15 protein-coding genes are annotated in these 24,729 nt (G+C 74.2%); 10 read left to right on the top strand and 5 right to left on the bottom strand.

Annotated features, from left to right (window positions below; all coding sequences use genetic code 11):
- Positions 1-13: 13 nt before the first annotated feature.
- Entirely contained in the window at positions 14-3,856 is a 3,843-nt protein-coding gene (locus tag ABZ249_RS07375) for a TcpE family conjugal transfer membrane protein (RefSeq protein ID WP_355258525.1), read from the top strand.
- A 173-nt stretch (positions 3,857-4,029) separates the two neighbouring features.
- Here the strand turns inward: ABZ249_RS07375 and ABZ249_RS07370 are convergent, their stop codons facing one another.
- Complete coding sequence (locus tag ABZ249_RS07370) at positions 4,030-4,896, bottom strand: phytanoyl-CoA dioxygenase family protein (RefSeq protein WP_355258522.1); 867 nt, start codon at positions 4,894-4,896, stop codon at positions 4,030-4,032.
- A 560-nt stretch (positions 4,897-5,456) separates the two neighbouring features.
- Between ABZ249_RS07370 and ABZ249_RS07365 the strand changes: the two genes are divergently transcribed.
- The 4 genes from ABZ249_RS07365 to ABZ249_RS07350 all read left to right on the top strand — a co-directional run bounded on the left by ABZ249_RS07365 (position 5,457) and on the right by ABZ249_RS07350 (position 11,883).
- Positions 5,457-6,116 carry an HNH endonuclease family protein gene (locus ABZ249_RS07365; protein ID WP_355258519.1) on the top strand — a complete coding sequence of 220 codons (660 nt, stop codon included), beginning with the start codon at positions 5,457-5,459 and terminating at the stop codon, positions 6,114-6,116.
- Positions 6,117-6,435: 319 nt separating this feature from the next.
- Positions 6,436-8,901, top strand: a complete 2,466-nt coding sequence (locus tag ABZ249_RS07360) for an ATP-binding protein (protein ID WP_220563193.1) — start codon at positions 6,436-6,438, stop codon at positions 8,899-8,901.
- Between the two features lie 452 nt (positions 8,902-9,353).
- Positions 9,354-10,391 (top strand): hypothetical protein, encoded by a 1,038-nt coding sequence (locus tag ABZ249_RS07355; protein ID WP_355258516.1) that lies wholly within the window; start codon positions 9,354-9,356, stop codon positions 10,389-10,391.
- 211 nt (positions 10,392-10,602) lie between these two features.
- Complete coding sequence (locus ABZ249_RS07350; RefSeq protein WP_355258513.1) at positions 10,603-11,883, top strand: hypothetical protein; 1,281 nt, start codon at positions 10,603-10,605, stop codon at positions 11,881-11,883.
- Positions 11,884-11,920: 37 nt separating this feature from the next.
- On the opposite strand, the gene ABZ249_RS07345 is transcribed toward ABZ249_RS07350, so the two are convergent.
- Together ABZ249_RS07345 and ABZ249_RS07340 are read right to left on the bottom strand one after the other, a co-directional pair.
- Positions 11,921-14,245 (bottom strand): serine/threonine-protein kinase, encoded by a 2,325-nt coding sequence (locus tag ABZ249_RS07345; protein WP_355258510.1) that lies wholly within the window; start codon positions 14,243-14,245, stop codon positions 11,921-11,923.
- A gap of 446 nt (positions 14,246-14,691) precedes the next feature.
- On the bottom strand, positions 14,692-15,618 hold the full coding sequence (locus tag ABZ249_RS07340) for a sigma-70 family RNA polymerase sigma factor (RefSeq protein ID WP_355258507.1): 927 nt from the start codon (positions 15,616-15,618) through the stop codon (positions 14,692-14,694).
- 92 nt (positions 15,619-15,710) lie between these two features.
- On the opposite strand from ABZ249_RS07340, the gene ABZ249_RS07335 reads away from it, so the two are divergent.
- On the top strand, positions 15,711-16,487 hold the full coding sequence (locus ABZ249_RS07335; protein ID WP_355258504.1) for an NAD(P)H-binding protein: 777 nt from the start codon (positions 15,711-15,713) through the stop codon (positions 16,485-16,487).
- Between the two features lie 332 nt (positions 16,488-16,819).
- Here the strand turns inward: ABZ249_RS07335 and ABZ249_RS07330 are convergent, their stop codons facing one another.
- A complete protein-coding gene (locus tag ABZ249_RS07330; RefSeq protein ID WP_355258501.1) occupies positions 16,820-17,593 on the bottom strand; it encodes a hypothetical protein in 774 nt (257 codons plus the stop codon).
- Between the two features lie 135 nt (positions 17,594-17,728).
- Complete coding sequence (locus ABZ249_RS07325; protein WP_355258498.1) at positions 17,729-18,841, bottom strand: hypothetical protein; 1,113 nt, start codon at positions 18,839-18,841, stop codon at positions 17,729-17,731.
- 893 nt (positions 18,842-19,734) lie between these two features.
- Here ABZ249_RS07325 and ABZ249_RS07320 point away from each other — a divergent pair.
- The 4 genes from ABZ249_RS07320 to ABZ249_RS07305 are packed head-to-tail and all read left to right on the top strand — an operon-like array spanning position 19,735 to position 24,633.
- Positions 19,735-21,999, top strand: coding sequence for a conjugal transfer protein TrbL (locus tag ABZ249_RS07320; protein WP_355258495.1), 2,265 nt, complete (start codon positions 19,735-19,737; stop codon positions 21,997-21,999).
- A gap of 40 nt (positions 22,000-22,039) precedes the next feature.
- The gene (locus ABZ249_RS07315; protein ID WP_355258492.1) at positions 22,040-22,705 is read left to right on the top strand and encodes a hypothetical protein; all 666 of its coding nucleotides are present in this window, start codon (positions 22,040-22,042) and stop codon (positions 22,703-22,705) included.
- A 4-nt stretch (positions 22,706-22,709) separates the two neighbouring features.
- Positions 22,710-23,885, top strand: coding sequence for a C40 family peptidase (locus ABZ249_RS07310; protein ID WP_355258489.1), 1,176 nt, complete (start codon positions 22,710-22,712; stop codon positions 23,883-23,885).
- Complete coding sequence (locus tag ABZ249_RS07305) at positions 23,878-24,633, top strand: hypothetical protein (protein ID WP_355258486.1); 756 nt, start codon at positions 23,878-23,880, stop codon at positions 24,631-24,633. The genes ABZ249_RS07310 and ABZ249_RS07305 overlap by 8 nt, the downstream gene beginning before the upstream one ends.
- Positions 24,634-24,729 lie beyond the last annotated feature (96 nt).

Below are 24,729 nucleotides of genomic sequence, written 5' to 3'. Positions count from 1 at the left end.
GGAGGCCGGGAACGTGGATCTGCCCACGTACACCAACATCTGGCGTATCGAGAAGCGGCTCTACAAGCTCTACGATTTCCGGCTGCCCATGCCGCTCCCGGTGGGCACCTTCGGTGTCGCCGTGGGCGTGTTCCTGGTCTGGGTGATCCTGCTCGGGATCCTCAACGCCCCGTTCGTGTTCGGCAACGGGTGGCACCTGGTGCTGTGGGTGGTGCCGCCCGGCGTGATCACGGTGCTGGTCACCAGACCGGTGATCGAGGGCAAGCGCCTCACCGAACTGCTGCTGTCGCAGGCCCGCTACCTCGCCGAGGCGCGGGTGTACACCCGGCTGGCCCCGGAGTACGAGCCCGCCGAGGTGCGCGTCGCGGTGCGCGTGTGGCACCGCGACCCGGCGGCGGGCCCGCTGCCGCTGCCGCGCCGCCGGGCCGAACGCGAGGCCGAGCCGGTCGAGGCGGCGGAGACACCCGAGGCCGTCGAGGCCGAGCAGGTGCGGCCCGCGCCGGAGCAGGCGCCGCCGCTGCGCCGCGTCCGCGAGGCGGGCCCGGTCCGCGCGCCGGAGCCCGTCGCGGTCGAGCCGGTCACGGTCGAGCAGCCGGTCGCGCCCGAACCCGTCGCGCCCGAGCCCGCCCGGGAACCGGTCCTGGCCGAAGCGCCGTCCGCGCCCGCCGACGAGGCGGAGCGGGCGGAGCCCGCGCGGTCCGCGGTCGCCACGGTGACCGCCGTGGAGCGCCCGGCGGACACCGGCGGAACCGGGGACGGGGACCGGGAGGAGAAGAAGGGGGCGGAGGCCCCCGGGGGCCCGGGCGTGGGCGTCCGGGTGCTCAACTACTTCGGTTTCGCCCTGGACCGCGCCCCGGCGCAGGCCCCGGCAGAGACCGGCGGGAACGACTTCGAGGAGGGGTTCGCCGAACCCGTCTACGACACCGCGGGCCAGGAGGAGCGCGACAGCGACGAGTGGTTCTCGCGCCTGCGCGCCTCCTCGGGGCACACGCCGGTGAACCTCAGCTCCAAGAGCGCCTACTCCGTGGGGGACACCTCCGCGCTCAGCCGCGAGGAGGTCGCCGGGGCCGTCGGGGGCGAGGAGGACGACGACGAGACCCCGGCCGCCCGCCGCCTGCGCGGCCGCACCCAGGGGATCCGGGTGGCCCGCGAGCTGGAGGAGCGCCGCGCCACCGGGGTGCCCGCCGAGGAGGAGGCGTCGGCGCCGGAGCCGGTCCGGCCCCGCCGCCGGGGGCGGCCGCACGCCGCCCCGTGGGAGCTGGGCGAGACCGCGCGGGAGGAGCGGGCGGAGGAGGCGCCGGGCTACGACGTGTCCGACTACGCCGCCCGCTACGCCGCCGCCACGGGCCGTCCGGCCGCCAAGCCCACGTCCGCCCCCTGGCTCCCGCAGCCGGCCGAGGACGAGGCGGACCCGGTGCGCACCGCCGAGGGCTCCCTCGCCTCCGAGGCGCCCGCCGCGGGCCCGGACGCGCGCCCGGTGGGTCCGACGCGTGCCGACGCGACCGCTCCGGTCCGTCCCACGGACACCGCTCGTTCCGCTGATGCCGACGCGGACGCGGACGCTGTCGTGCGGCCGGTGGCCCCGTCCGCCGCCGCACCCGCCGCCGAGGCGGACGCGCGTCCGGTGGGTCCGACGCGTGCCGATGCGGTCGCTCCCGTCCGCCCCGCCCGTTCCTCGGGCACCGCCCGTCCCACGGCTGAGACCGGTGCCGACGAGGACATGCGGCCCACGCGTGCCGATGCGGTCGCTCCCGCCCGCCCCGCCCGTCCCTCGGGCACCGCCCGCCCCACGGTCGAGACCGGCACTGCCGCCGAGGCGGATGCGCGTCCGGTGGGTCCGACGCGTGCCGATGCGGTCGCTCCCGCCCGCCCCGCCAGTTCCACAGACGCCGCCCGTCCTACGGCCGAGGCCGCTGCCGACGCTCCGGCCCGTCCCTCCCGTCCCATGGGCACCTCTCGTCCCACGGCTGAGACCGGCACTGCCGCCGAGGCGGATGCGCATCCAGTGGCTCCGGCGGCCGCCGCGCCCGCTTCCGAGACGGAGTCCCGCCCCGGGGCTCCCGAGGACGGGGCCGCCGACGGCCGGGAGGCCGCGGACGCGGCGCCCGTACCGGGCCCCACAGGCACGAAGCCCCCGCTGGAGCTGGACCACGGCACCGGCGAGCAGGAGTCCATCCCGGTGCGCCCGCAGGAGGCCGAGGACCGCGGGCCCGAGTGGAACGAGCACATGAACGTGCTCGACCGCCACCTCAGCACCGCCGACACCCCCGCCCCGCCGCGCCCCAAGTTCGCCGACGTCGTCCCCGGGCACACGCGCGGGGCCAAGGACCCCTCCGAGTGGTTCGACGACGGCAAGAAGCGCCACCCCGACCAGCCGCGGGTCGGCGACAAGGACAACCCCGTCATCCCCGCCGGGGAGCTGCGCGAGGGCGACGCGGCCCCCGCGGCCAAGCCGCCCACCCAGCTCGACCACGGCACCGGCGAGCTGGCCGGGTTCGCCGAGGTCCGCGACGCCCCCGAGCGCCGCCGCACCGCGGCCGACCTCGAAGCGGCCGAGGCCGCCGCCCTGGCCCGCCGCCGGACCCCGGACCCCGGGCCTGCGGCCGCCGACGGCGAGCGCCCGGCCCCGGTCAAGTGGAGCATGCGGGCCTCCGGCGCCGCGGAGCCGGACGCCGCCGCGGAGTCCGCCGACCCGGCCGCCCCCGCCGCCCGGGAGTCCCGGGAGGCGGAGCAGGAGCCGGGCCACGACCCGCACGACGGCATGTTCCACCGGGTCGCCCAGAACGCCCGCCGGATCGGCCGCCTCTTCGGCCAGCCCGCCCCCGGCGAGGAGCCCGAGCCGCCCCGGCGCGAGCCCCGCCCCGACCTCGAACTCGACCACGGCACCGGCGAGCAGGAGAGCCTGGGCGACACCCCGCACGGCTCGCCCACCGCCGGCGACGCCACCCCGGCCGGCGCCTCCGCCGTCCGCACCGAGGCCCCCGCGCCCGCACCGGCCGCGTCCTCCGACGACTCCGGCGGCACCCGCGGCTGGCGGCGCCTGGCCAAGGTCGTCACCGGCGGCGCCGCCCCGGTGCGCTCCGAGCTGTCCCCGGAGGACGTCGAGCGCCTGCGCACCCCCCTGGCGGGCCCCCGCAGCCTGGTCGTCCTGGGCTGCACCGGCGGCGCGGGCCAGACCGTCACCACGCTGATGATCGGCCACACCCTGGCGGGCTACCGGGACGAGCGCATCGTCGCGGTCGACGTCAACCCCGGCCCCAACGGCCTCTCCCGCCGCATCGGCGCGCAGGCGCCCGAGACCCTCACCGCCCTGCTGGCCAACGCCGACGGCATCGGCGACCAGGAGGCGATGAGCGCCTACACCGGCCGCACCCAGACCGGCCTGGAGGTCGTCCAGACCCTCGACGACCCCTACGTCCAGACCCTCGACGACCGCGACTACGCCCAGCTCACCGGGCTGCTCGGCCGCTTCTACGCGGTGACCGTGCTGGACCCGGCGGCCACCGGCGTCGCCCGCGCCCTGCCCGCCGCCGACGGCCTGGTCCTGGTGACCCCGGCCAACGCCGACGCCGAGCGCGCGGTCTCCATGACCTTCGACTGGCTCGACGGCAACGGCCACGGCGCCCTGCGCGCCAGGTCCGTCCTGGTGGTCAACGGGGTCAGCAAGCGCAGCCTGCCGGACGTGGACGCCGCCGAGCGGGTCGCCCGCGGCCGCTGCCGGGCGATCGTCCGCATCCCGTGGGACGACCACCTGGGGTCCTCCTACACGCGCATCGACGTCGGCGCCCTGCGGGCCAGCACCAAGCGCGCCCACGGCGCCCTGGCGGGCGTCATCGTCGACAAGCTCCTCACCTGAGCCCGGCCCCGTCCGCTCCGGCCGGGTCCGCTCCGACCCCGCCCGCCGTGGCCGCGACCGCCCCGCCCGCCCCGCGCCCCGTCCGGCCCCCGGGCGGGGCGCCCGCGTGTCCGGCCCGGCCCGCACACGGCGGTGCCCCGCCCCCGTTCCCGGGAGGCGGGGCACCGGCGCGTTCACCTCCCGGCTGGGGTGAAGTCGCGCGAGGCCAGGAACCCCGGCCTGGGGTCATCGCCCCCGAACGGCTTCTCGCAGGTGTTCTCCACGCTGTTGTAGACGACGAACACGCTCGACCGCGCCCACGGCGTGATGTTCGCCCCGGCCGCGTACATGCAGTTGGCGTCCAGCGCCGTCACGTCCCCGGGCGTCGCCTGGAGGGCGTCGATGCCGTGCCGGTCGGCCAGGATCGTCAGCGTCGCCCGGTCGGGGGTCCCGGCGCGGCCGCCGTCGCCCTCCTCCAGGCAGGAGACGTAGGTGCGGTGCGAGCCGGGCATCACCAGCGACGCGCCGTTGTGCGGGTGGTGGTCGGTCAGCGCCACGGAGAAGCCGACGGCGCGCATGCGCGGCATGCCGTCCTCGGCGTGCCAGGTCTCGAAGTCCGAGCGCCAGTACAGGGGGCCGCCGCCGAACCCGGGGCGGTGGTCGAGCCGGCTCTGGTGCACGTACACCTCCGAGCCGAGGATCTGGCGGGCGGGCTCCAGCAGTCGGGGGTCGTTCACCAGGGCCTCGAACGCCTCGCTCACCCGGTGCACCTCGAACACGGAGCGGACGCCCCCGTCGGAGGGGTCCACGACCGCGCGCTCGTCGTCGCGCAGCCCGGGGTCGCCGACGAGCCGGTCGGCCTCGTCCAGGTGCCCGGCGACCTCGTCCTCGCCCAGCAGCGACGCGAACCGGGTGTACCCGCGGCGGTCGTGCTCCTGGAGGCGCTCGTCGGTGAGGGGCCCGTCCTCGGCGGTGCCCCAGACGGTGGGGTCCCTCCGGTAGAGGAGCGCGGCCTCGGTGCCCTTGCGGGTGGGGTAGTCGTCCAGTGTCGGGAGATCCATCTGCAACGTCATGGCCGAACCCCTGTGCGGGGTGATCCTTTCGGTGTCGCTTCGGTGTCGCTGTCTCTTCGTTGGACGGGTCGTACGACATCCGAACGTAACAAACACCTCGCAGGGTGATTTCAGGCGATTTCCTCCGCCTGGTTTATCGGCTTTCGGCGGGGGTAAAACGGGCCTACTCTGGGGCGCCCGGCGGAAAGGTCAAGGGCGCCTTTCGTGTTCTTGCCGTCCCTTGGTACGGCGTTCTCCCATGTGCCCCCGCCCTTCGCGCACCGGCCGCGACACCGTGTGCTCCGCGCGGTGACACCGCGTTCATCGCCGCAGGTGCGGGAGGGGCGGTCCATCCGCCCAAACCCCGGTCCGGCCACGCGCTTTTTTTAAGTGATCCACTTCACATGGATATGGTGCGGAGTCTGGTGCAAAAGCACCGGCCCGGAACCCGGGGCCGTAACACCGGATTCTCCGGGAATTCCCGTACGGGGGTCTGGTGCGAAAGCCCCGGCCGCCGCACAGTGGTGGAGGTCCTTCCCTCGAACCCGCTCAAGAGGAGAGAACAGAATATGACCCCCACCCCCCGCGGGCTGCGCGCCGCCCTGGCGACGGTCTTCGCGCTGGCCCTCGCCGTCGTCGTCGGCTGGGCCGCCCCGGCCGCCGCGGCCCACAGCCTCCCCCCGGGCATCCCCTCCACCTCCACCGCGCAGTCGCAGCTCAACTCCCTGACCGTCGCCGCCAAGGGGCCCCAGACCGGCTACGACCGCTCGCTGTTCCCGCACTGGGCCGTGGTCGACAGCCCCTGCACCGCCCGCCAGTACGTCCTGGTCCGCGACGGGCACAACGTGGTCACCGACTCCGACTGCCAGCCCACCTCCGGCAGCTGGTACAGCTTCTACGACGCCGTGACCTGGACCGGCGCCGTCTCCCAGATCAGCGTCGACCACATGGTCCCGCTCAGCGAGGCGTGGAAGACCGGGGCCGCCTCCTGGACCACCGGTGAGCGCCGCGCCTTCGCCAACGACGTGAACTCGCCTCAGCTGTGGGCGGTCACCGCGTCCGTCAACAGCTCCAAGGGCGACAAGGACCCCTCCCAGTGGATGCCGCCCAACACGGCCGTCCACTGCGACTACGTCAAGGCGTGGGTCAACGTGAAGTACCGCTACGACCTCACCGTCACCTCCAGCGAGAGGTCCTCCATCCAGAGCACCATCAACAACCGCTGCTGATCCGCCCCGGCCCGCGGCCCGCCCCGGCCCTCCGGGGCGGGCCGTCGCGCGTCCACGGTCCGGCCGTCAGGGGCGGGCGCCCGGGCCCGCCGCCCGGCCGCCGGCCCGGCCCTGCCGGCCCGGTCCCGCAGGCCCCGCGCGACGCGCCGCACGGGGCTCCGCCTTTCGGGGCGGGGCGCCGCGGTTTCCGGCTCGCCGTAAAGCGTTCCGCTTCTACCGCCGGGTACCCATGCAGCACACTATGGGGGTGGCACAGGCACGGCCGCGCCCCCCGCCGGGCGCGGTCGCCGCGCGACGCGACCAGGAGGGGCGGCAGAAGATGACCGGCACATGGGGGACCCGCGGCTCGACCCGCCTCGCGGTCCGCTACTTCGACGACCGCGTGCTGTTCAGCGAGAGCGAGGCCTGGGCCTACTTCCGGCTGCCGACGGTCTCCTACGAGTTCACCACCCCCGAAGAGCGCCAGGCCCTGGCCACCAACATCACCATCGCCCTCGCGGCCATCCGCATGAACGACGCCGAGGTCCACCTCCGCATCGCCCACCGCACCTACCCCGCCGCCGAGTGGGCCACCCGCCTGGACGAGACCTCCGACTCCGGCCCCGGCTGGTACGACCACCTCGACGAGACCTACCGCCACGTGTGGGCCAAGGACTTCTGGACCAAGGAGGTCTACCTCGGGGTGCGGCTCGGCCTGCGCGGCTCCGGCACCGGCCTGGGCCTGTTCTCCCAGTTCCGGGGCGCCTACCAGCGGACCGAGGAGATCCTCGGCATCGTCGACGACGCCGTCGACGACAAGGAGCTCGCCCGCTGGACCGACCAGGCCGAACGCCTGGGCCGGGCGCTGGCCGCCAGCTCCCTGCACGCCCGACACGCCACCGCCGACGAGATCGCCTGGCTCATCCGCCACTCCGTCACCGGCAGCTCCGAGGAGCCCCGCCCCTCCGCCGCCGGGCGCCGCACCTGGGGCCGCGGCGAGATCGAGGCCCTGGTGGACGGCACCCTCCACAACGGCCGCTCCATGCTCCGCCTCGAACAGCCCTCCGGCTCCACCTGGGTCGCCTTCCTGTCCTTCGCGCGCTTCCCCGACCTCATGCCGTTCCCCGACGGCGAGCCCTGGCTGCACCACGCCGACTCCCTGCCCTTCCCGGTGGAGATGTCCCTGCGGATGAAGCTCATCCCGCCGGCCAAGGCGTCCAAGGACGTCGGCCGCAAGCTCGCGCACGCCCGCGACATGGACGCCCACATCCGGGAGGCCGGGGTGGAGGCCCCCATCGCCCTGGCCGAGCAGATCGACGCCGCCCGCATGCTCGAACACGGCATCACCAAGGAGCGCCTGCCGTTCGTCTACGGCTGGCACCGCCTCATGGTGTCCGCGCCCACCGAGCGCCTCCTGGTCCAGCACGTCGAGGCCGTCATCGAGCACTACCGCGACATCGGCATCGACGTCATCAACTCCACCGGCGACCAGTTCTCCCTGTTCAACGAGTCCCTGCCGGGCGACCGCATCAGGCTGAGCGCCTACGCCCAGCGCCAGCCGCTGCGCACCATCGCGGGCGGCATGCCCACCGCCACCGTCGACGTCGGGGACCGGACCGACCGCTCCGGCGACGGCTGGGTGGGGCCCTACATCGGCGAGACCATCGGCCGGGCCCGCTCCATCGTCCACTTCGACCCGCTGGTCGCCGCCGCGCGCAACCGGCCCACCGCCATCGCCATCACCGGGGAGCCCGGCGGCGGCAAGACCACGCTGGCGCTGCTGCTCATCTACCAGCTCGCCCTGCGCGGCGTCACCGTCGCCGCCATCGACCCCAAGGGCGACGCCGAGTCCCTGGTGCAGCTCCTCCAGCGCCGCGGCCGCAAGGCCCGCATCATGTCCCTGGGGTCGGCCCAGCCCGGCCTGCTGGACCCGTTCGCGTTCGGCGACGACCTGGCCGCCAAGAAGACCATGGCCACCGAGACCCTGCGCCTGCTGCTGCCCCGCATGAGCGAGGAGCGCGAGTCGGCGATGATCCAGGCCGTGGCCGCGGTCGCCAACCAGCCCCGCCCCTCCCTGGCCAAGGTCGTCGACCACCTGTCGAACGCCTCCGACGCCGCCTCCCGCAACCTCGGCGCGGTCCTGGGCTCCATGTCGGAGATGCGCCTGGCGTCCCTGTGCTTCGACCCCCAGGGCGACGCGCAGATCGACACCGAGGGGTGGACCACCGTGTTCACCCTGGGCGGGCTCACCCTGCCCGACTCGGGGCTGCGCCGCGACGACTACTCCTACGAGCAGCGGCTGTCGGTGGCCCTGCTGTACCTGGTGTCCCAGTTCGCCCGCCGCCTCATGAACGGCCTGGACCGGCACCTACCCAAGGCGATCTTCCTGGACGAGGCGTGGGCGGTCACCTCCACCCCCGAGGGCGCCAAGCTGGTCCCGGAGGTGTCCCGGATGGGCCGCTCCCGCAACACCGCGCTCATCCTGGTGTCCCAGAACGCGGGCGACCTGCTCAACGAGCAGGTCACCAACTGCCTGTCCTCGGTGTTCACGTTCCGCTCCAGCGAACGCTACGAGGTGGAGAGCGTCATGTCGCTGCTGGGGGTGGAGCCCACCGAGGAGCACCTGGCGGTGCTGCGCAACCTCGGCAACGGCGAGTGCCTGTTCCGCGACCTGGACGGCCGGGCCGCCCGGATCTCCGTGGACCTGGTCTCGGAGGACCTGCTGCGCTGGCTGGACACCAACCCCACCCGCCGCCGCCCGGGCGCGGGGGACGAGGACCTGGTCACCACCACCCGCGAGGGCTGACGGCCCGGGCCGGGGCGGGGACCCGGCCCGCCGGTGGCCCGGGCCGTCGCCGTCCCGGGCCGCCACGTCCCGCCCCGGGCGACCGGTATCCCCGGCGGCGGGTGCGAGGCCGCCCCACCGAGCCGCCGTCTCCGGCCCGTCGCGCCCGGCCAGACGACGCCGCCCCGGGCCGCTCCGGGTGGTCGGCGCCCGCCCGCGGTCGGGTAGGGCGCGCGGTCCCGTCTCCCGTGCCCCGTCCCAGGTGCCCCGCTCCGGGCCTCCGGTGGCCGGAGCGGGCCAGCGGACGCCTCCGACCTGCGCCGACGGACCCGGCCGGGGCCGCCCGGCAAGCTCCGGGCACAGCCGTGTTCGGTGGGGGCGAAGGGTGGGCATCTCTTACCCTGTCGGGTTCCTCCCGCTGTGCCCGACCGCCGCCGCCCTCCCCGAACCGACACACTCACAAGGGACCGCCCATGAGTGAGGACGTCATCCGCCGGCCCAGACCCGTCATCGACCCCGCCCTCCCCGCCCCCCGACGGGACGAGCTGCGAAGGCGGGCCGCCGCCCCCCACCCCCTCGCGCAGTGGTCCGGCGGCGACCTCGTCACCCGCCGCGCCCGCCTGCGCGAGGCCGCGGTCCACCTGCTCGCGGTCGGGGGCACCCTCGCCCTCGCCCTGGCCACCGCGGGCTGGTACCTGGGCATGGCCGTCGTCAACATCGGCCTCGTCGCCCACGTGGCCGCCCTCGCCCTGCGCGGCGACGCCCACCCCGCCACCCGCGCCGCGAGCGTGGCGACGGGCGCGGGCGCCCTCGCCGCCATCCCGGTGTGGCTGCTCGACCTCCTGCCCGGCGACCCGGCCGCGGGCATCCCCTGGGGGCTGTTCGGCGTCCTGGTGGCCCTGGTCTCCGCCGACGCCCTCACCTCCCGCGTCCAGGAGGGCCCGTCCGACGACGCCCCGGAGGGGTCCGTCATCCACCCGGACGACGTCAGCGAGGCCGACCACGCCGCCCTCTGCGCCGTCCAGCGCACCATCGACGTGGTCGAACGCGCCCGCGAGGCGTTCGGCGGCGGGGACTCCCTGGACACCGACCGCGCCCTGGCGGTGCTGCGCGACCAGGAGTGGCGCATCGCCGTCCTGCTCGCCCGCCAGCGCGAGCTGCGCCGCGCCCACCTGCGCCGCTGGCAGCGCGCCGACTCCCCGCGGGTGCGCGAGGCGCTGCGGCCCCAGCGCGAGCACCTGTGCGCGGTGGAGGACGCCGTGCACGCCCGGGTCGAGCAGATCGTCGAGTACGGCCGCCTGGTGGAGCGGGCCGTGGCCGCCCACCGCGAGTGGGAGCAGTGCCAGGAGGCCGCCGACTCCACCGCCGCCTACGCCGAGCACCGCGCCGCCGCGGCGTTCCTGGGCGCCGGGGCGCCGGAGGTGTCCGAGCTGGCCGCCACCGCCGAGGCGGCCCGCCGGATCCGCGACGAGCACGTGGAGCGGCTCACCGGCCACTCCCTCCTCTTCTGACCCGCCGCCCGGGGGAACCCGGACGGCGGGTGCGGCCCGGTCGGCGGGCCCGGACCGGCCGGCGCCCCGCGGCGGCGGGGAGCGCCTGCGCGGCGGGGCCCGGGCGCCGGAGCGGGCCCGCCGCCTCCGATTTCCGTGCCCGGCCGCTTGCGGACAGCGATATCTCGGACGAACCGCACCGAGCACCCCCGGGTTCTGACACATTGGGCGCATGAGCGAACGCTGGGACGGCGAGGAACTGCTCGCCTCGGTGCGCAGGGGTGTCACGGTCCGGGCCGCCGCGGCCCGAGGCGGCTACACCGAGCTGCTGGACCGGGCCCGCCGCGACCTCGAATCCGGCCTGTCCGGACACCTGGCGCCGGACGACCCGCGGGCCCGCGCCCTCGCGGACTCCCTGCCCGAGTACGTCGACGCCGTCCTGGCCGACCACGTCCACCGCCAGCGCCGCCGCCCCTCCCGCACCGACTCCGAGCGCCTCACCCGCGCGTTCCGGTCCCTGGACGCCTCGGGGATCATCGCCCGCGAGGAGTTCCTCTGCTGCGACGGCTGCGCCTGCGCCGACCTCGACGCGCAGGCCGCCGCCACCGGTAGCCGCGGCTACGCCTACTACCACTGGCAGGACACCCTGGCCGCGGCCGACGGCGCCCCGCTGACGGTCGGGTTCGAGTCCACCCACCGGGTCCGCCGCGCCGCCGTCGGCGCGGAGGTGGCCGAGGCCCTGCGCGCCCACGGGCTCACCGCCCACTGGGACGGCGACCCGGAGCGCCGGATCGAGGTGGACATGGACTGGAGCCGCCGCCGCCACGACCGCCTGGCCGCCTTCCCCGGCCCCGCCTCCGAGGGCGAACCGCACGTGGACGCCGACTTCTCCAACCCCGGCCCGTACCGCCTCCCCGACTGGGTCACCCGCCACCGGGGCCGGGTGAGCGTCCGCGAACTCGCCCGCCTGGTGCTGCCCTGGCTGCCCCGCGGCGTGCGCGCCACGGTCGGCGCGGGCGGCCGTACGGCGGTCCTGACCCGCGACTCCGACCTCCTGCGCGTGGAGGGCGGCCCGGTCCTGGACCGCGACCGGATCGAGGACCTCCTGGCCCGCTGGGCGGTGGGCGCCGGCTGGCCTGCACCGCCCGGGCCGGACCCCCGGACCGCGGGCCCGCGCCCGCTGGACGTCACCTACGCCGACGCGGCGACCGGGGGCATGGGGTTCGTGGACTACGCCGAGCCCATGAGCGGCGCGGCCGCCCGCGACCTCGTCTACCGGCTGACGCCGGTCGACGGCACCTTCGGGGTGTTCGCGGCGCGCTCGGGAGCGGTGGTCCAGATGATGTGGCAGGAGGGGCCGAGGCTGTGGATGGAGAGCCCGTCCGCCGACGAGCGCCTGGCCAGCGGCCGCCACGTCACCCTCCCCGAGGCCGAGGAGATGGTGCGCGTCCTGGCCGACGAGGGCCGTGTCGCCCTCGCCGACCTGGGCGAGTTGCAGGTCACCCGCTGGTGAGGCCGGGCGGTGGCACCGGCTCGCGGTGCCGGCCGCGTCAGCCGAACGCCGCGCCCAGCCGGAAGTACGCCCGGGCTTTGGGAGGGATCAGCAGCAGGGCGCCGATCAGGGCGTTGAACAGCAGCAGCACCAGGTAGTACGGCAGGTCCCCGCGCGCGTAGACGACAACGCTGAACATGGTGAAGACCAGCACCACCGACACCACGGTCTGCAACAGCACCACCAGCCCGTACACCACCCGCGAGCGCAGCAGCAGGCCCACCACCGCGGCCGCCGAGAACCCGCCCCACAGGGCGAGCACGACCGGCCCGTCCCACCCGGTGAAGGCGGTCCCGGAGCCGGAGCCGCCCAGTGACAGCAGGGCCAGGACCAGCAGGTAGAGGGCGTTGAGACCGAGCATCGCGCACGCCGCGATCACCGACGGCGAGGGCTTGGGCGCCGGGGCGCCCGGGGTGGGGGCGGGCCCGGGGAGGTTGGTGTGGCCCACCCCGCGCACGAAGCCGCGCGCCGCGGTGGTCTTGTCGATCTGCGCCCCTGGGGCCGGGGGACCGAGGGGGCTGATGGGCGGGACCGGCACGGGCCCGTCAGGCCGGTGGCCGGGGCCGTGGGCGGGGTGCGGTCCGGTCGGCCGGACCCCGAAACCGGTGTGGCCCGCGTGGGCGGGGTCGCCGCCGGGCCCGAAGCCGGGGCCGGGACCGGTGTTGGGGAAGGGACCGGGCTGCGGCCGCGGGCCTCCGGGGTCGAATGGGGCGGGGTTCCCGCCGGTGCCGCCCGCCGCGGGCGCCTGCGGTCCGCCCGGACCAGGGGGACCGGCCTGCGGAGGACGGGCGGGGTACGGCGGCCGGGGGCCGCCGGGGGCGTAGGGGTTCTGCGGGCCGCTCGGGACATGGGGGACGGCCCCGGCGGGGGGCGCCTGCGGCCCGGAGGCGGCGTGCGCGCTGTACGGGGTGTGCGGCGGGGCGTGGGAGGCGTGCGGACCCGAGGCCGTGTGCGGCGGATACGCCGGGGCGTACGGGCCCGTCGCCGCACCGGCACCCGGCCCGCCGCCGGGGGCGCTGGCGGGGGTTCCGCCCGCCGCCACCGACCCGTTCCCCGCCGGTCCGCCCGGGCCGCCGTGCCCGGGAACCCCGTTCGGCCCGGTGGCCCCGCAGGGCGCACCCGCACCGTTGGGAACGCCAGCCCAGCTGGGCACACCTGCTTCGCCAGGCGCACCCGCACCGCTGGCAACACCTGCACCGCCCGGCGCACTCGTGCCACCGGGAACACCTGCACCACCGAAGTCAGTGGTTCCGCCGGGAACTCCGACGGCCCCGCGTGCTCCCGCACCATCGGGCGCACCCGCACCGCCAAAGTCAGCGGCCCCGCCAGGCCCGCCCGCGCCACCCGGCCCGGCGGTTCCGCCCGTGTCCACGGCCTCCTCGCCGTTCCCGGGCCCTTCCCCGCTCTCGGATCCGGACCCGGTCGCCGCTCCAGTCCCTCCGGGGACCCCCGTCACCCGGGTGGTGCCCCCGTCGCGGACCCTTTCCTCCCTGGCCCGGTCCAGCAGCTCGACGGCCTGCGCCGCCGACGGCCGCGAGGCCACGTCCCGGTTCAGCAGCGCCTCGATCAGCGCCCGCAGCGGGGCCGCCGCCACCTCGTCCACCCGGCCGGGGACCACCTGGCGCGGCGGCATCGGCGCCGTCAGCACCGCGCTGATGATCCCGGTGATGCTCTCCCGCTTGAACGGCGAACGCCCCTCCAGCAGCGCGTAGAGGGTGACGCCCAGGCTCCACAGGTCGGACGCGGGCAGCGCCCGCTCGCCCTCGAACCGCTCCGGCGCCATGTACTCGGGCGAGCCGATGTACACGCCGGTCTGGGTCAGCGCGGTGCTCCCGTCGACGTTCGCGATGCCGAAGTCGGTCAGCACCGTCCGGCCGTCCTCGGTGAGCATGATGTTGGCGGGCTTGACGTCCCGGTGGGTGACCCCGGCCGCGTGCGCCGCCCTCAGCCCGCCCAGCAGCGACCGGGCGGCCTCCTCCACCCGGGCCACCGGCATGGGGCCGTCCCGGTCCAGGTGCTCCTGGAGCGAGTGCCCGCTGAGCAGCTCCATCACGATCCACGGGCTGCCGTCGTGCTCCAGCACGTCGTGGACCGTCACCACGGCGTCGTTCCTGATCCGCGCGGTGGCCTGGGCCTCCCGCAGGGTGCGCTCCCGCGCCTCGTCGTGTTCCTCGGGGCTCATGCCGTCGGGGAGGACGACCTCCTTGACGGCGACGTCGCGCTGGAGGGCGGGGTCCCAGGCGTGCCACACCGTTCCCATCCCGCCCGCGCCGAGCCGCTCGCGCAGCTCGTACCGGCCGACGGAGGAGCGGGGGGTGGACATAGGGGCGCATCCCTTCTGGGGGTCGGGGGACGATGCGCAGGCCAATCTATCCGAGAAAGGACCCGCCACCGGAGTTATCGGTGGTCACCGACACTTTCCGAAGCATTCTCACTGTGAAATCCCGCCCTCTCCCCGCACGGGGGCGACGGAGGGCGACCGGTAACGGTCATCGGTCGAACCCCCTTCGCCGCCCCGTGTCCAGGGGTCGCCGGGTCGGCTCGAAACGGTCGTCGAACACGGAGTCATTGCTGTTCACCGGTTATCCGGTGCCTCGGCGGGGCACGGTTCCCACACTTTTCGGCGGTGCCTTTCCCCGCCTCACGGAACCCGCCCGGACGCCCCCGGTGCTTCACGCAGGGTGACCCCGAAACGGATTCGCCTATTCCTCCTCTCGGACGGCCGCCGTCCCGCCCGCCCGACCCCGCCCCGCCGGTCTCCGCTCGGGCCTACCCCTCTCGGATGCCGAGGGCGTCCGGGGTGAGCCCCAGGGCCTCCAGGCGGTCCGGGTCGGCCAGGACGTCGATGGCGGCGATCCGGTCGCCGACCACCGCGAACCCCATGACCGACAGCACCCGGCCGCCCGTCGCCACCACGACGCCCTCGGCGCCGTTGACCGACGCAGGGTGCACGAACGGCGCGAACCGGTGGAACGTGACCGCCTGACCCGCCACGTCCGCCGCCCCCGTGATCCGGGTCGTGTACCGGCCGCGCACGCCGCCCTCCGAGCGCAGCACCGCATCCGGGTGCAGCACCGACAGCAGTCCGTCGATGTCCCCCTCGCGCGCCGCGGCGAAGAACGCGTCCACCACCCGGCGCCGCCGCACGGGGTCCCCGTCCGGGACCGCGCCCCGCGTCCCCTGTTCGCGCACCCGTCGCCGCGCCCGGCTGGCCAGCTGCCGGGCGGCGTCCTCGCTGCGCTCCACCAGCGGGCCGATCTCCGTGTACGGCACGGCGAACAGGTCGTGCAGCACGAACGCCACCCGCTCCAGCGGGTTCAGCTCCTGGACCACCACCATGAGCGCCCACCCCACCGAGTCGGCGGTCAGCGCCGCCGACTCCGGGTCGTCCCCGGCCGCCGCCGGCCCCACCACCGGGTCCGGCAGGCGCTCCGCGCCCCACGGCCCGGCCTCCAGGGGCTCCTCGCGCCGCTGCTCGCGCGAGCGCAGCATGTTCAGGCACACCCGCGCCGTCACCGTGGTCGTCCACGCGCCCAGGTCGTCGATGTTCTCGATCCCGGTGCGCTCCAGCCGCAGCCAGGTCTCCTGGACGGCGTCGTCGGTCTCGCCCACCGACCCCAGGATCCGGTAGGCGACCGCCCGCAACCGGGGCCGGTGCTCCTCGAACCGCTGAGCCGCAGAAAAAAGTTCGCGCATTCCCGTCACGTTCCCCTCTCCGCCCGGGTCACGTCAACGAACCCGGTGGTGGGCCCGAGCCCACCGCACACCGACACAGAGGAGAATCCACCATGAACGCACCCGTTCTCGTCACCGGGGGTACCGGAACGCTCGGCTCCCTGGTCGTGCCGCTGCTGCGCGAGGCCGGCCACGAGGTCCGCCTGCTCACCCGCGGCTCCCGTCCCGCCCCCGAGGGCCTGGCCCACGTGCGGGCCGACCTGCGTACCGGGGAGGGGATCGACCCGGCCCTGGAGGGGGTCGGCACGGTCCTGCACCTGGCGGGCGGACCCAAGGGCGACGACGTCGCCACCCGCAACCTGGTGGCGGCCGCCGAACGCGCCGGGGTGGGCCACCTGCTGCTCATCTCGGTGGTCGCCGCCGACAGGGTCCCGCTGGGGTACTTCCGCGCGAAGCTGGGCGCGGAGCGGGCGGTACAGGAGTCGGCGGTGCCCTGGACGGTGCTGCGCGCCGCCCAGTTCCACGACCTGGCGCTGACCGCGGTGCGGGCCCTGGCGAAGGCGCCGCTGGTCCCCGTCCCCGGCCTGCGCTGGGAGTCGGTGGACGCCCGCGACGTCGCCGAACGCCTCGCCGCTCTGGCGGCGGGCGGACCCGCGGGCCGGGTCGCGGACCTGGCCGGGCCGGAGGTGCTGCCGATGGCGGACCTGCTGCGCACCTACCTGGAGGCGCGGGGCGTCCGGCGCCCGACGGTGCCGCTGCGCATCCCCGGCGCTGCCGGGCGCGCGTACCGGGCGGGGGAGAACCTGGCGGGCCCGGACGCCGACCGGGGCACCCGCACCTGGGCCGCGTTCCTGGCGGAGCACCTGGGGGCGGTGTCCTCCCGTCGGTGAGGTGGGGTGTGGCCGGTCAGGGGAGTGTCCGGCAAGGGGTGTGCCCGATAAGGGTTGTGGCCGGTCGGGGGGTGTGGACGTGTGGGGATGTGGGCGTGTGGGGCCGGGGGCGGCGCGGTGCGGGATCCGGGACGATGCGGGCCGGGATATCCGGGCCGCGCGGCCGTCCCGTCCCCGCCGGAACCCGTACGGTCCGAGCGGAGCGCGGCCGAGGGTCCACACCGGCGCTCCATGGGGACCTGCCCCTTCCGGTGCGGTCGCCGTACGACCACGGGCAGTCAAGCGCCAGTGCCCTGCGTCCCGCCCCTCCGGTGCGGTCGCCGCGGCGGACGTCAGACGCTCCGCCACAGGGGCGGGCGGATCACCTCGTCCTCATCGAGCAGGCAGTTCTCGCCCACCACGACCTGGTGGTCGTCCAGGCTCCACGCGGTGATGCCGTGCCCCTGGCGGCCCAGCTCGATCACGCGGGCGCGCTCGGTGCCGCTCCCCGTGTCGACGTCGCAGAACATCACGGTCGTCCACGAGTGCCCGTTCACCGCCACGCCGAACGCCACCAGCGGCAGCACGATGACGGTCAGCGCCAGAGCCGCGATCCGCCCGGCGTCGGCGACGCCCTGCCAGAGGCTGCCGACGGCTTCACCCGTGCGTTTCCCGCTCTCCGGTGAACGCCGGCCGGTGCGGTACTCCAGGAACACCGTCAGCCGCAGGAGGGCGGCGAGCGCGCCCGTGGCCGTTCCCCACACCGGCCCGTTGATCGCGCCCACCACCACGCCCACGGCCACCGGGACGACCATGGCGGAGCCGACGGCCAGGGGGATCGGGGAGCGCAGGTGGCGCAGGGCTCCGCCCCTGGCGGAGAAGTAGGAGTAGCTCATGTGCGAGACGACGACCGCCAGCGACGCGGCCAGCAGCGGTTCCGCCAGGAACAGGTCGATCGCCACTTCCATGATGTTGCTCGGCCCCATGGCGTACAGGGCCTCGCGGGCCGCCGAGCCGCCGCCGAGGGTCCAGGCCAGCTTGACGACCGGGACCGCCAGCACGAGTGCCGCCACCACGATGCGCGCGGCGCTCCGCCGTGAGTCCTCCACCGCCGTGCTCTCCGCCATGCGGCCAGTCTCCGGCCCGGAGGGGGCCGCCCGGGGCAGCGACACCCGGTCTCGATGGGGGCGGGTGGGACGGCTCGGAGGCTCGGGGCAGGCGGGGGCGAGCGGGGCGGGTGGACTCTCCGTGCCCCCGCCCGCTCAGTGGATCTCCTCCAGGGAACGGGTATCGGCCTCCGCGAGCGCCCTGAGGTCGTCCGGTCCGGCCGGGCGCAACCGGTCCAGGAGTCCCACCAGTTCCTCGGCGGCGGGGTCCGGGAACGGGCCGGTGCGGGTCTCCATCGGATCCCGGTGCGCCCGGTGGACGAGGGTGACCACGACCCCGTCCACCTCCATCCGGATCCGGTCGTCCTCATCGGTCCGGTCCGGGCCCGGGATCCGCAGCACCGCCGTCCCCTCACCGAGGGCCGCGGGCACCGGGTACTCGAAGCACTCCGCGTCCGGGTCGTCGCACCCCTCCCGCGGCGGGTCGTCGGCGCCCGCGCCGTTCATCGGGTCCGTCCCCTGCACGACCAGCATCCGCTCCCCCTCCGGCTCCCCGTAGACGAGGATCGAGTGCAGGTCCGGTTCGGTGAAGACCGTCGCGTTCAGGGGCTCCCACTCCGGGGTGTCCAGCAGCACGAACCCGGGACCGCCGCCGTCCAGACCGTCCCGGTACCGTTCCAGGTCGGCGGTGGTCGTCTCCAGGTGCCGGGCCTGGACGTACGAGTGCCACCCCCACATCGTCAGCGGCCACGCCAGGAGCGGCACCGCCGCCAGACCCGCCGCGAACGCCAGGCCGCGCCCGCGCAACAGCGCCACCAGGGCGGTACCGCCGATGAGCAGGCAGCCGACCGTCGCCCACCACAGCCCTTCGGGGGCGAACGGGAACGAGAGCTCCTGAACGGCGGAGGCCACCGTGCACGCCACCGCGATCAGGGTCAGCAGACCCGTCGCGGCCAGGGGGTGGCGTACGCGCGCCCACCACAGCACCGCGGCCAGCACGAGGATGACCGGCAGGCAGAAGCGGAGCCCCACGAGCAGTGTGCCGCGGGCGAACACCGCCGGGTCGAACCCGCCGCCGTCGAGGTCTCCGATGCCGAAGAGGGCGAAGAGATTGAGGATGCCCCCCAGAAGGAACACCGCGCCGACCCCGACCACTCCGGCCACGGCGGTGACGACCGGGCTCCGGGGGCGGTCGCGCGGGTCGGGGCGGGTGCCGCCGCCGGGCCCGGACGCGCCGATCCGGCCGGTCGCATCGCTCGTATCGGTCACTTGGTAGGTCCTCTCGGTCGCGGACTCCGCGCCGCTCGTGCCGCTCGGGGGCCTGTGTCGGCGGGGCCGGGCGGTCGCCCTGTCGGCCCTGCCGTGCCGTCCGACCCTGCCGAAACCGCTGTGCCTCCCGGGGGCACCGTGCCGCCGGTGTCCGGGGGTGGTGTGCGGTCGTCGCCGTCGGAAGGCGGGGGCGTACGGTCGGTCTCCCTCTCCGCCCGGAGCGGCGTCGAAGGGGTGAGCGGATGCTCGGGTCATCGGACGGGGGCGGGCGGCGGAGGCGGATCGGGATGGTGGGAACCGCCGACCGGCAGGGGCGGCGAGGGAGGTGGGGGTCGTGGGGCGGGGAGTGCCGGCGCTGCCTGTGTGATGCGTGGGGGACCCGGGGCGTTGACCTCTCCGGAGAACTTCTTTTCGGTCCTGCGACAAACCCGGCTGCGGTTTCCGCAGAAGCCGAGGTCGGCACCGCGTACCAGTCCGATTGCCCGTCGAGTGTCCACTTTTGGACACGGGTGATGGTGTGACGCCGATCATAGAGAGTGGCTGGAGGGGTAATTGCGGATGGGAGTTTTTCCGTGCTTGTGCAAGGCCGATGATGTCCACTACCTGGGGAAACATTGATATGTGAACCCTTTGTCACCCCCGGTTCGGGTGTGGTCGGATAGAGAACCCGAAAACCCATCGCGTTGTGCCCGTACGCGAACCCGGTGATGGAGCACCATAGAGGATGGGGTAAAGACATCCGGGGGCCCTGTGGTCGCGCACGGCCGCACACCGGTGTGCGTTCGCGCGCATCCGGTGGGACGGCGTGCGCCGGCCATCGGGAGAGCACCGGGCCTCACGGTTGTCCGCCATCATGACCCCAGGGCACCGACCGACGACGCAGGAGCCAGCAGATGACGGATCAGAACGTCCGACGGCGGGGATGGCGACGCCTCCTGATCACGTTCCTCATGCTGGCCGGCCTCCTGGTACTACCGCTCACCTCGGCCCAGGCCAACCCGCTGTGCCCGGGCGAGCCGGCACCGCTGCCGGAGTCCGCGGGCAGCGGCTCCGACGGCCTGCTGGTGCCGCCGCAGTCCCAGTCGGCCATCGAGGGAGCGCCCGACGGCCTCCCGCCCGACGCCAGCATGTACGGGCAGTACGGGACGGCCGGGCAGCAGTGGCACATGATCACCGAGTCGTGCGTCGACGGGATCACCAACGGGCCTCAGGCCACCCTCGCGAACACGGCCTGGGACCTGTCCAAGACCATCAACCAGTCGACCATCACCGTGTACCAGGCGGCGACCTCCGACGGGCTGCTCGCCAGCTTCAACGAGCTGGTCGAGAACGTCGTGGTCACCCTCCGGGAGGGGATCTGGCGACCGCTGATCCCGACGGTGGTGATCCTGGGCGCGATCTGGCTGGGGTGGTACGGGCTCATCCGGAAGCGGATGACGCTCACCATCGAGTCGACGGTCTGGATGGTCGGGGCGACGGCGCTGGGGCTGTGGATCATGGTCAACCCGGCGCAGGTCATGGGGCTGGCGAGCAGCTTGGTGAACTCGGGCAGCCAGCTGGTGACGAGCACGGTCGGACAGATCCCCTACGGGGGAGGGTCGGGGACGTGCCCGCCTGGGGCGGAGGCCCCGGAGAGGGCGGACTGGGAGTCGGAGTCCGACTTCCAGGTTCGCCGGAACGCGGACATGCTGTGGTCGAGCCTGGTCTGCCAGCCGTGGGTGGCGGGGCAGTTCGGTAATGGGGACATCGCCGAGAACGCGGCCGTCCACCATGCCTCCGACCTGATCGCGGCCCAGGGGATCAATCGGATCGAGCAGCAGCAGCTCGCCGATGAGGAGATCGATGCGAATCAGCTGATCCAGGACAAGCAGGAGAGCTACGAAACGATCGCTTCGAGCATCGAGACGTCCTACCCCAGCGTCTACCCGCTCTTCTCCGGGCAGGACCAGGGCAGCCGACTGGGCGTCGCGACATTGGCCCTGTTCGCGTCGATCTTCGCCGGGGGCCTGATCCTCGCCGGATCGGTCGCCCTCATCGTCCTGAAGATCGCCTTCCTGGTCCTGTTCCTGTTGTCCCCGGTCTTCCTTTTGATCGGCATCCATCCGGGCTACGGGCGCATGGTCCTGCTGCGCTGGGTCGAGCTGATGGTGGGGTTCCTGCTCAAACAGATCTTCGTCGTGCTCCTGATCTCCCTGCTGGTCATGTGCTACGGCATGGTCATGTCCACCAGCCTGGGCTGGGGCCTCCAGATGATCCTGCTGGCCCTGTTCACGCTGGCGCTCTTCATCTACCGCAAGCCCTTCGCCTACCTGTTCTCCTCGGTCAACGCGAACTCCTTCACCTCCCGGGTCGTCGGGGACGCGGCGAACAGCCAGGTCCTCTCCAGGAGCGCGACGGTCCTGCCGCCGGTGGCCTACCTCAAGGCGCAGAACTGGGGGCGCCGCAACAGCGCCGCCATCGCCGGGGCCGCCGCCGGCATCCCGGCCGGTACCGGTGCCACGGCCGACCTCAGGGGTGCGGAGGAGGCCGTCGGCGAGGCCGCGGAACCGACCCGGGTGCGGGGGACCGGCGGCTACGGCAGGGTCCGGGACAACGGGGCCGCGCCGCCGCTCAACGTCAGCCGCCAGGACGGCGGCCCTCGTTCTGCCGGATCCCGGCGCACCGCCGACGACGCGCCGAGCCTGGGCGGGCGCAGCGGTGCGATCCCGCCGCGGCCCAGCGGCGGCTACACCGGTGCCGGTGACACCGGTTGGGCTTCGGTGTTCGGCACCGCCTCCGGCGGGCGTTCCGAGCAGCGGGACGACGGCGCGGCCGCGGCCGGGTTCGGCCGTGCGGCCGGCGCGGAACGGCCGGAGCCCAGCACCGGCCGGGGCATCTTCGGCGCTCGCGAGGACACCCCGCCCAGGGGCAACCTCGACGCGCGGGGGTCCCGCTGGGGGGCGCCGCGCGAGCGGCGGGAGCGTCCGGCTCCGCAGCGTCCGGGCCGCCCGGCACCGCCCGCCCCGGAGCGTCGGCGCGGCGACGGTGAGGGCGGCTGGTTGAGTGGTTCCGGCAAGCGCGGCGACAATGCTCCCATCACCCCCTTCTGGGGAGAGAGCTCCAACTCTCCCCGCAGGGACCGGAAGCGCGACGTGCCCTTCTGGTTGAACGACGACTGACCGACGACCCCCGACCGACGACGACAAAAGGCCCCTGACGATGCCCAACCCCCTCCCCGAGCGTGCCCAGAGGTTCGTGTTCATCGGACTCATCGTCGTGCTGGTCGGGGCCGGGGTGTATTTCAGCACGGGCGGATTCGGGGGCGGAGGGGGCGCTGAGGCCCCGGCCGAACCGGAGGTCTCGCAGGGGGAGAACGGCGGCAGCGCCGGGGCCCCCGACGCCCTGTCCAGTGTGGAGCCCAGCCCGCTGCCGACCACGGCGGCGGACGACGTGGACGTGCTGGAGTGGTTCCCCTTCCCGGAGGAGGAGCTCCGTACGGCAGGGACGACCGCGAAGGCGTTCGCCGAGGCCTACGGGACGATCGACTACACCGGATCCCCCGAGGCCTACTACGACTCGATGCGCGCCCTGGCGACCGACGAGTACGCCGACGTGCTGGCGGAGTCCTCCCGGGCCGGCGCCTTCTGGACGGAGATGGCGGAGGCCGAGGCGATCGCCGAGGGACGCGCCGAGGTGCAGTCCATCCGTACGTTCGGGGACAGCTCGATCACCTTCGTGGTGACGGCGCAGTCCATCACCGAGACGGCGAACCGCGAGTTCGACGAGGAACTCGGGGAGTTCGCGATCACCGTGGTCCAGGAGGGGCGGACCTGGAGGGTCTTCGACTTCCAGCCCGCCGATGTCGGGCAGTTCGGGGAGGAGTGATCCGATGCTCTCCTATTTCGGCGCTTCCGGTGACCGGGGGGCGGTCCGCTGGTGGCTCGGCGGCGGGGTCGCGATCGGCGCGGCGCTGCTGATCATGGTGGCGATGTTCGTCATCCCCGTGATCACCGGAACCGGGAGCCAGCTGGCGAGCCTCATGGCCAGCGGGCTGGTGTGCACGCCGAACGCCGACGCGGAGCAGCCCGGGGCGAGCGGGTACGCGATGGACTCGATCCCGGAGAACTACCTGGAGCTGTACCAGGAGGTGGGGGAGGACCGGGGGATCCCGTGGAACATCCTCGCCGGGGTCGGCCAGGTGGAGTCCCACCACGGCAGGTGGGAGGGTCCCGGGATCACCGAGGGCCACAACGACTGGGGCGCGGCCGGGCCGATGCAGTTCGGTTCCCTGGACGGTTCCGCTGCCGGGAACAGCTGGGGCGGCGAGCCGATCCAGCCGGTGGAGGACCGGCCGGAGAACGGGTACGGGGTGGACGGTAACGGCGACGGGATCGTCAACGTCTACGACCCCGCCGACGCGATTCCGGCCGCCGCCGACTACCTGATCGCCCACGGCATCGAGGACGACGTGCGGCAGGCGATCTTCGGCTACAACCACGCCTGGTGGTACGTGGACGACGTGCTGGAGTGGGCGGACCGGTACGCCGAAGGCGACTACAACACCTCGGACCCCATCCGGACCGCGGTGCTGTGCGAGCTGGACGAGCAGGGGGCGCCGATCGGGCGGGCCCCGGACGAGCTGACGCAGGCCGTGGTCGACTGGGCGCTGGCGCAGCGGGGGAAGCCGTACATCTGGGGCGGGACCGGGCCGGACGGGTTCGACTGCTCGGGCCTCACGATGAAGGCGTACGAGAGCATCGGCGTCACGATTCCGCGGGTGTCGCAGGACCAGTGGAAATTCGGACCGGAGATTCCCGCGGGTGAAGAGCAGCCGGGTGACCTGGTGTTCTTCGATGTGACCCGGGCGGGAGAACCGCCGGGACCCGGGCATATGGCAATGGTGATCGGCGACGGCCTGATGGTGGAGGCCTGGTGCACCAACTGTGGACCGATCGCGGTGCGCGAGTACGATGACCCCAATCGGTCGGAGATCGTGGGTTTCACCCGTCCGCTCGAGCACCCCGATGTGAAGGCCCAGTTGGAGGCGCAGGACAGCCGTGGTTGACGAGAAGGCACCACCCAAGAAGCAGGGGCTGCACGGGTGGAAGGCCGCACTCGCGGTTTTCGGCTGCGGAACGCTGGCGGCCTTCGGTGTGTTCGGTGTTCTCGTCGGTATCGCCGGGGCTTTCCTCGATCTCACTTCCTCGGGGATCGGATCGGAGCCGGGAGACGCGTCGACGTCCGCTGAATTGATCGGTGAGCCGCAGGCCTCGATCGAACCTGGCGACATCGACCTCTGCTCCAAGAACCTGGAGGCGTCCTCCAACCTCTCGTTGGCCCGGATCGACGGTGGAGGTAACTACGAGGACACCGCTGGAGCCGATGAGTGGCGTATCAGTGACCTCTGCCAATGGGAACTCGTACCCGACTACACGGTCGCGCGTCCGTGGGAGCTCGAGTACTCCTATGAAGCGATTGTTTCTGCCACGGGGGAGAGCCGTGTGGATGTCGCCTCGGAGGCCTATGACGCTCGGGTCGAGGAGATCTCCGCAGGCTTCCAGAGTGTTGCTTCGGAAGGGCCGGGTGACCTGGCGGACCGCTCGTACTTCGTGTACGGAGAGATATCCCCGGGGGTGACGGGGTACACCTTCCTGGCGCAGACGCGGAGCGCCGTCTACGAGATCAAGATCGAGGCGGAGTCGGAGTCCGAGACCGGAGAACTCGTTTCTCAGAATGCGATGCACCGCGAAGTGGCGAAGTTGGTCAGGATCTCCGAAATCGAGTTCGAGATTTGGATTCCCGGATCTGACTGAGCCGTTGCTTCTGGACCGGCCCCGGGGCCCCGGCCGTCGCCGCCCTCTCCCTGGACGGGGTCCTGTCGGGGTTCATGGGGGACGGCCGTCACCGAG

The sequence above is a fragment of the Nocardiopsis sp. NPDC006139 genome (assembly GCF_040614155.1).
Lineage (GTDB): Bacteria > Actinomycetota > Actinomycetes > Streptosporangiales > Streptosporangiaceae > Nocardiopsis > Nocardiopsis changdeensis.
This window is presented reverse-complemented; position numbering and strand designations above follow the sequence as displayed.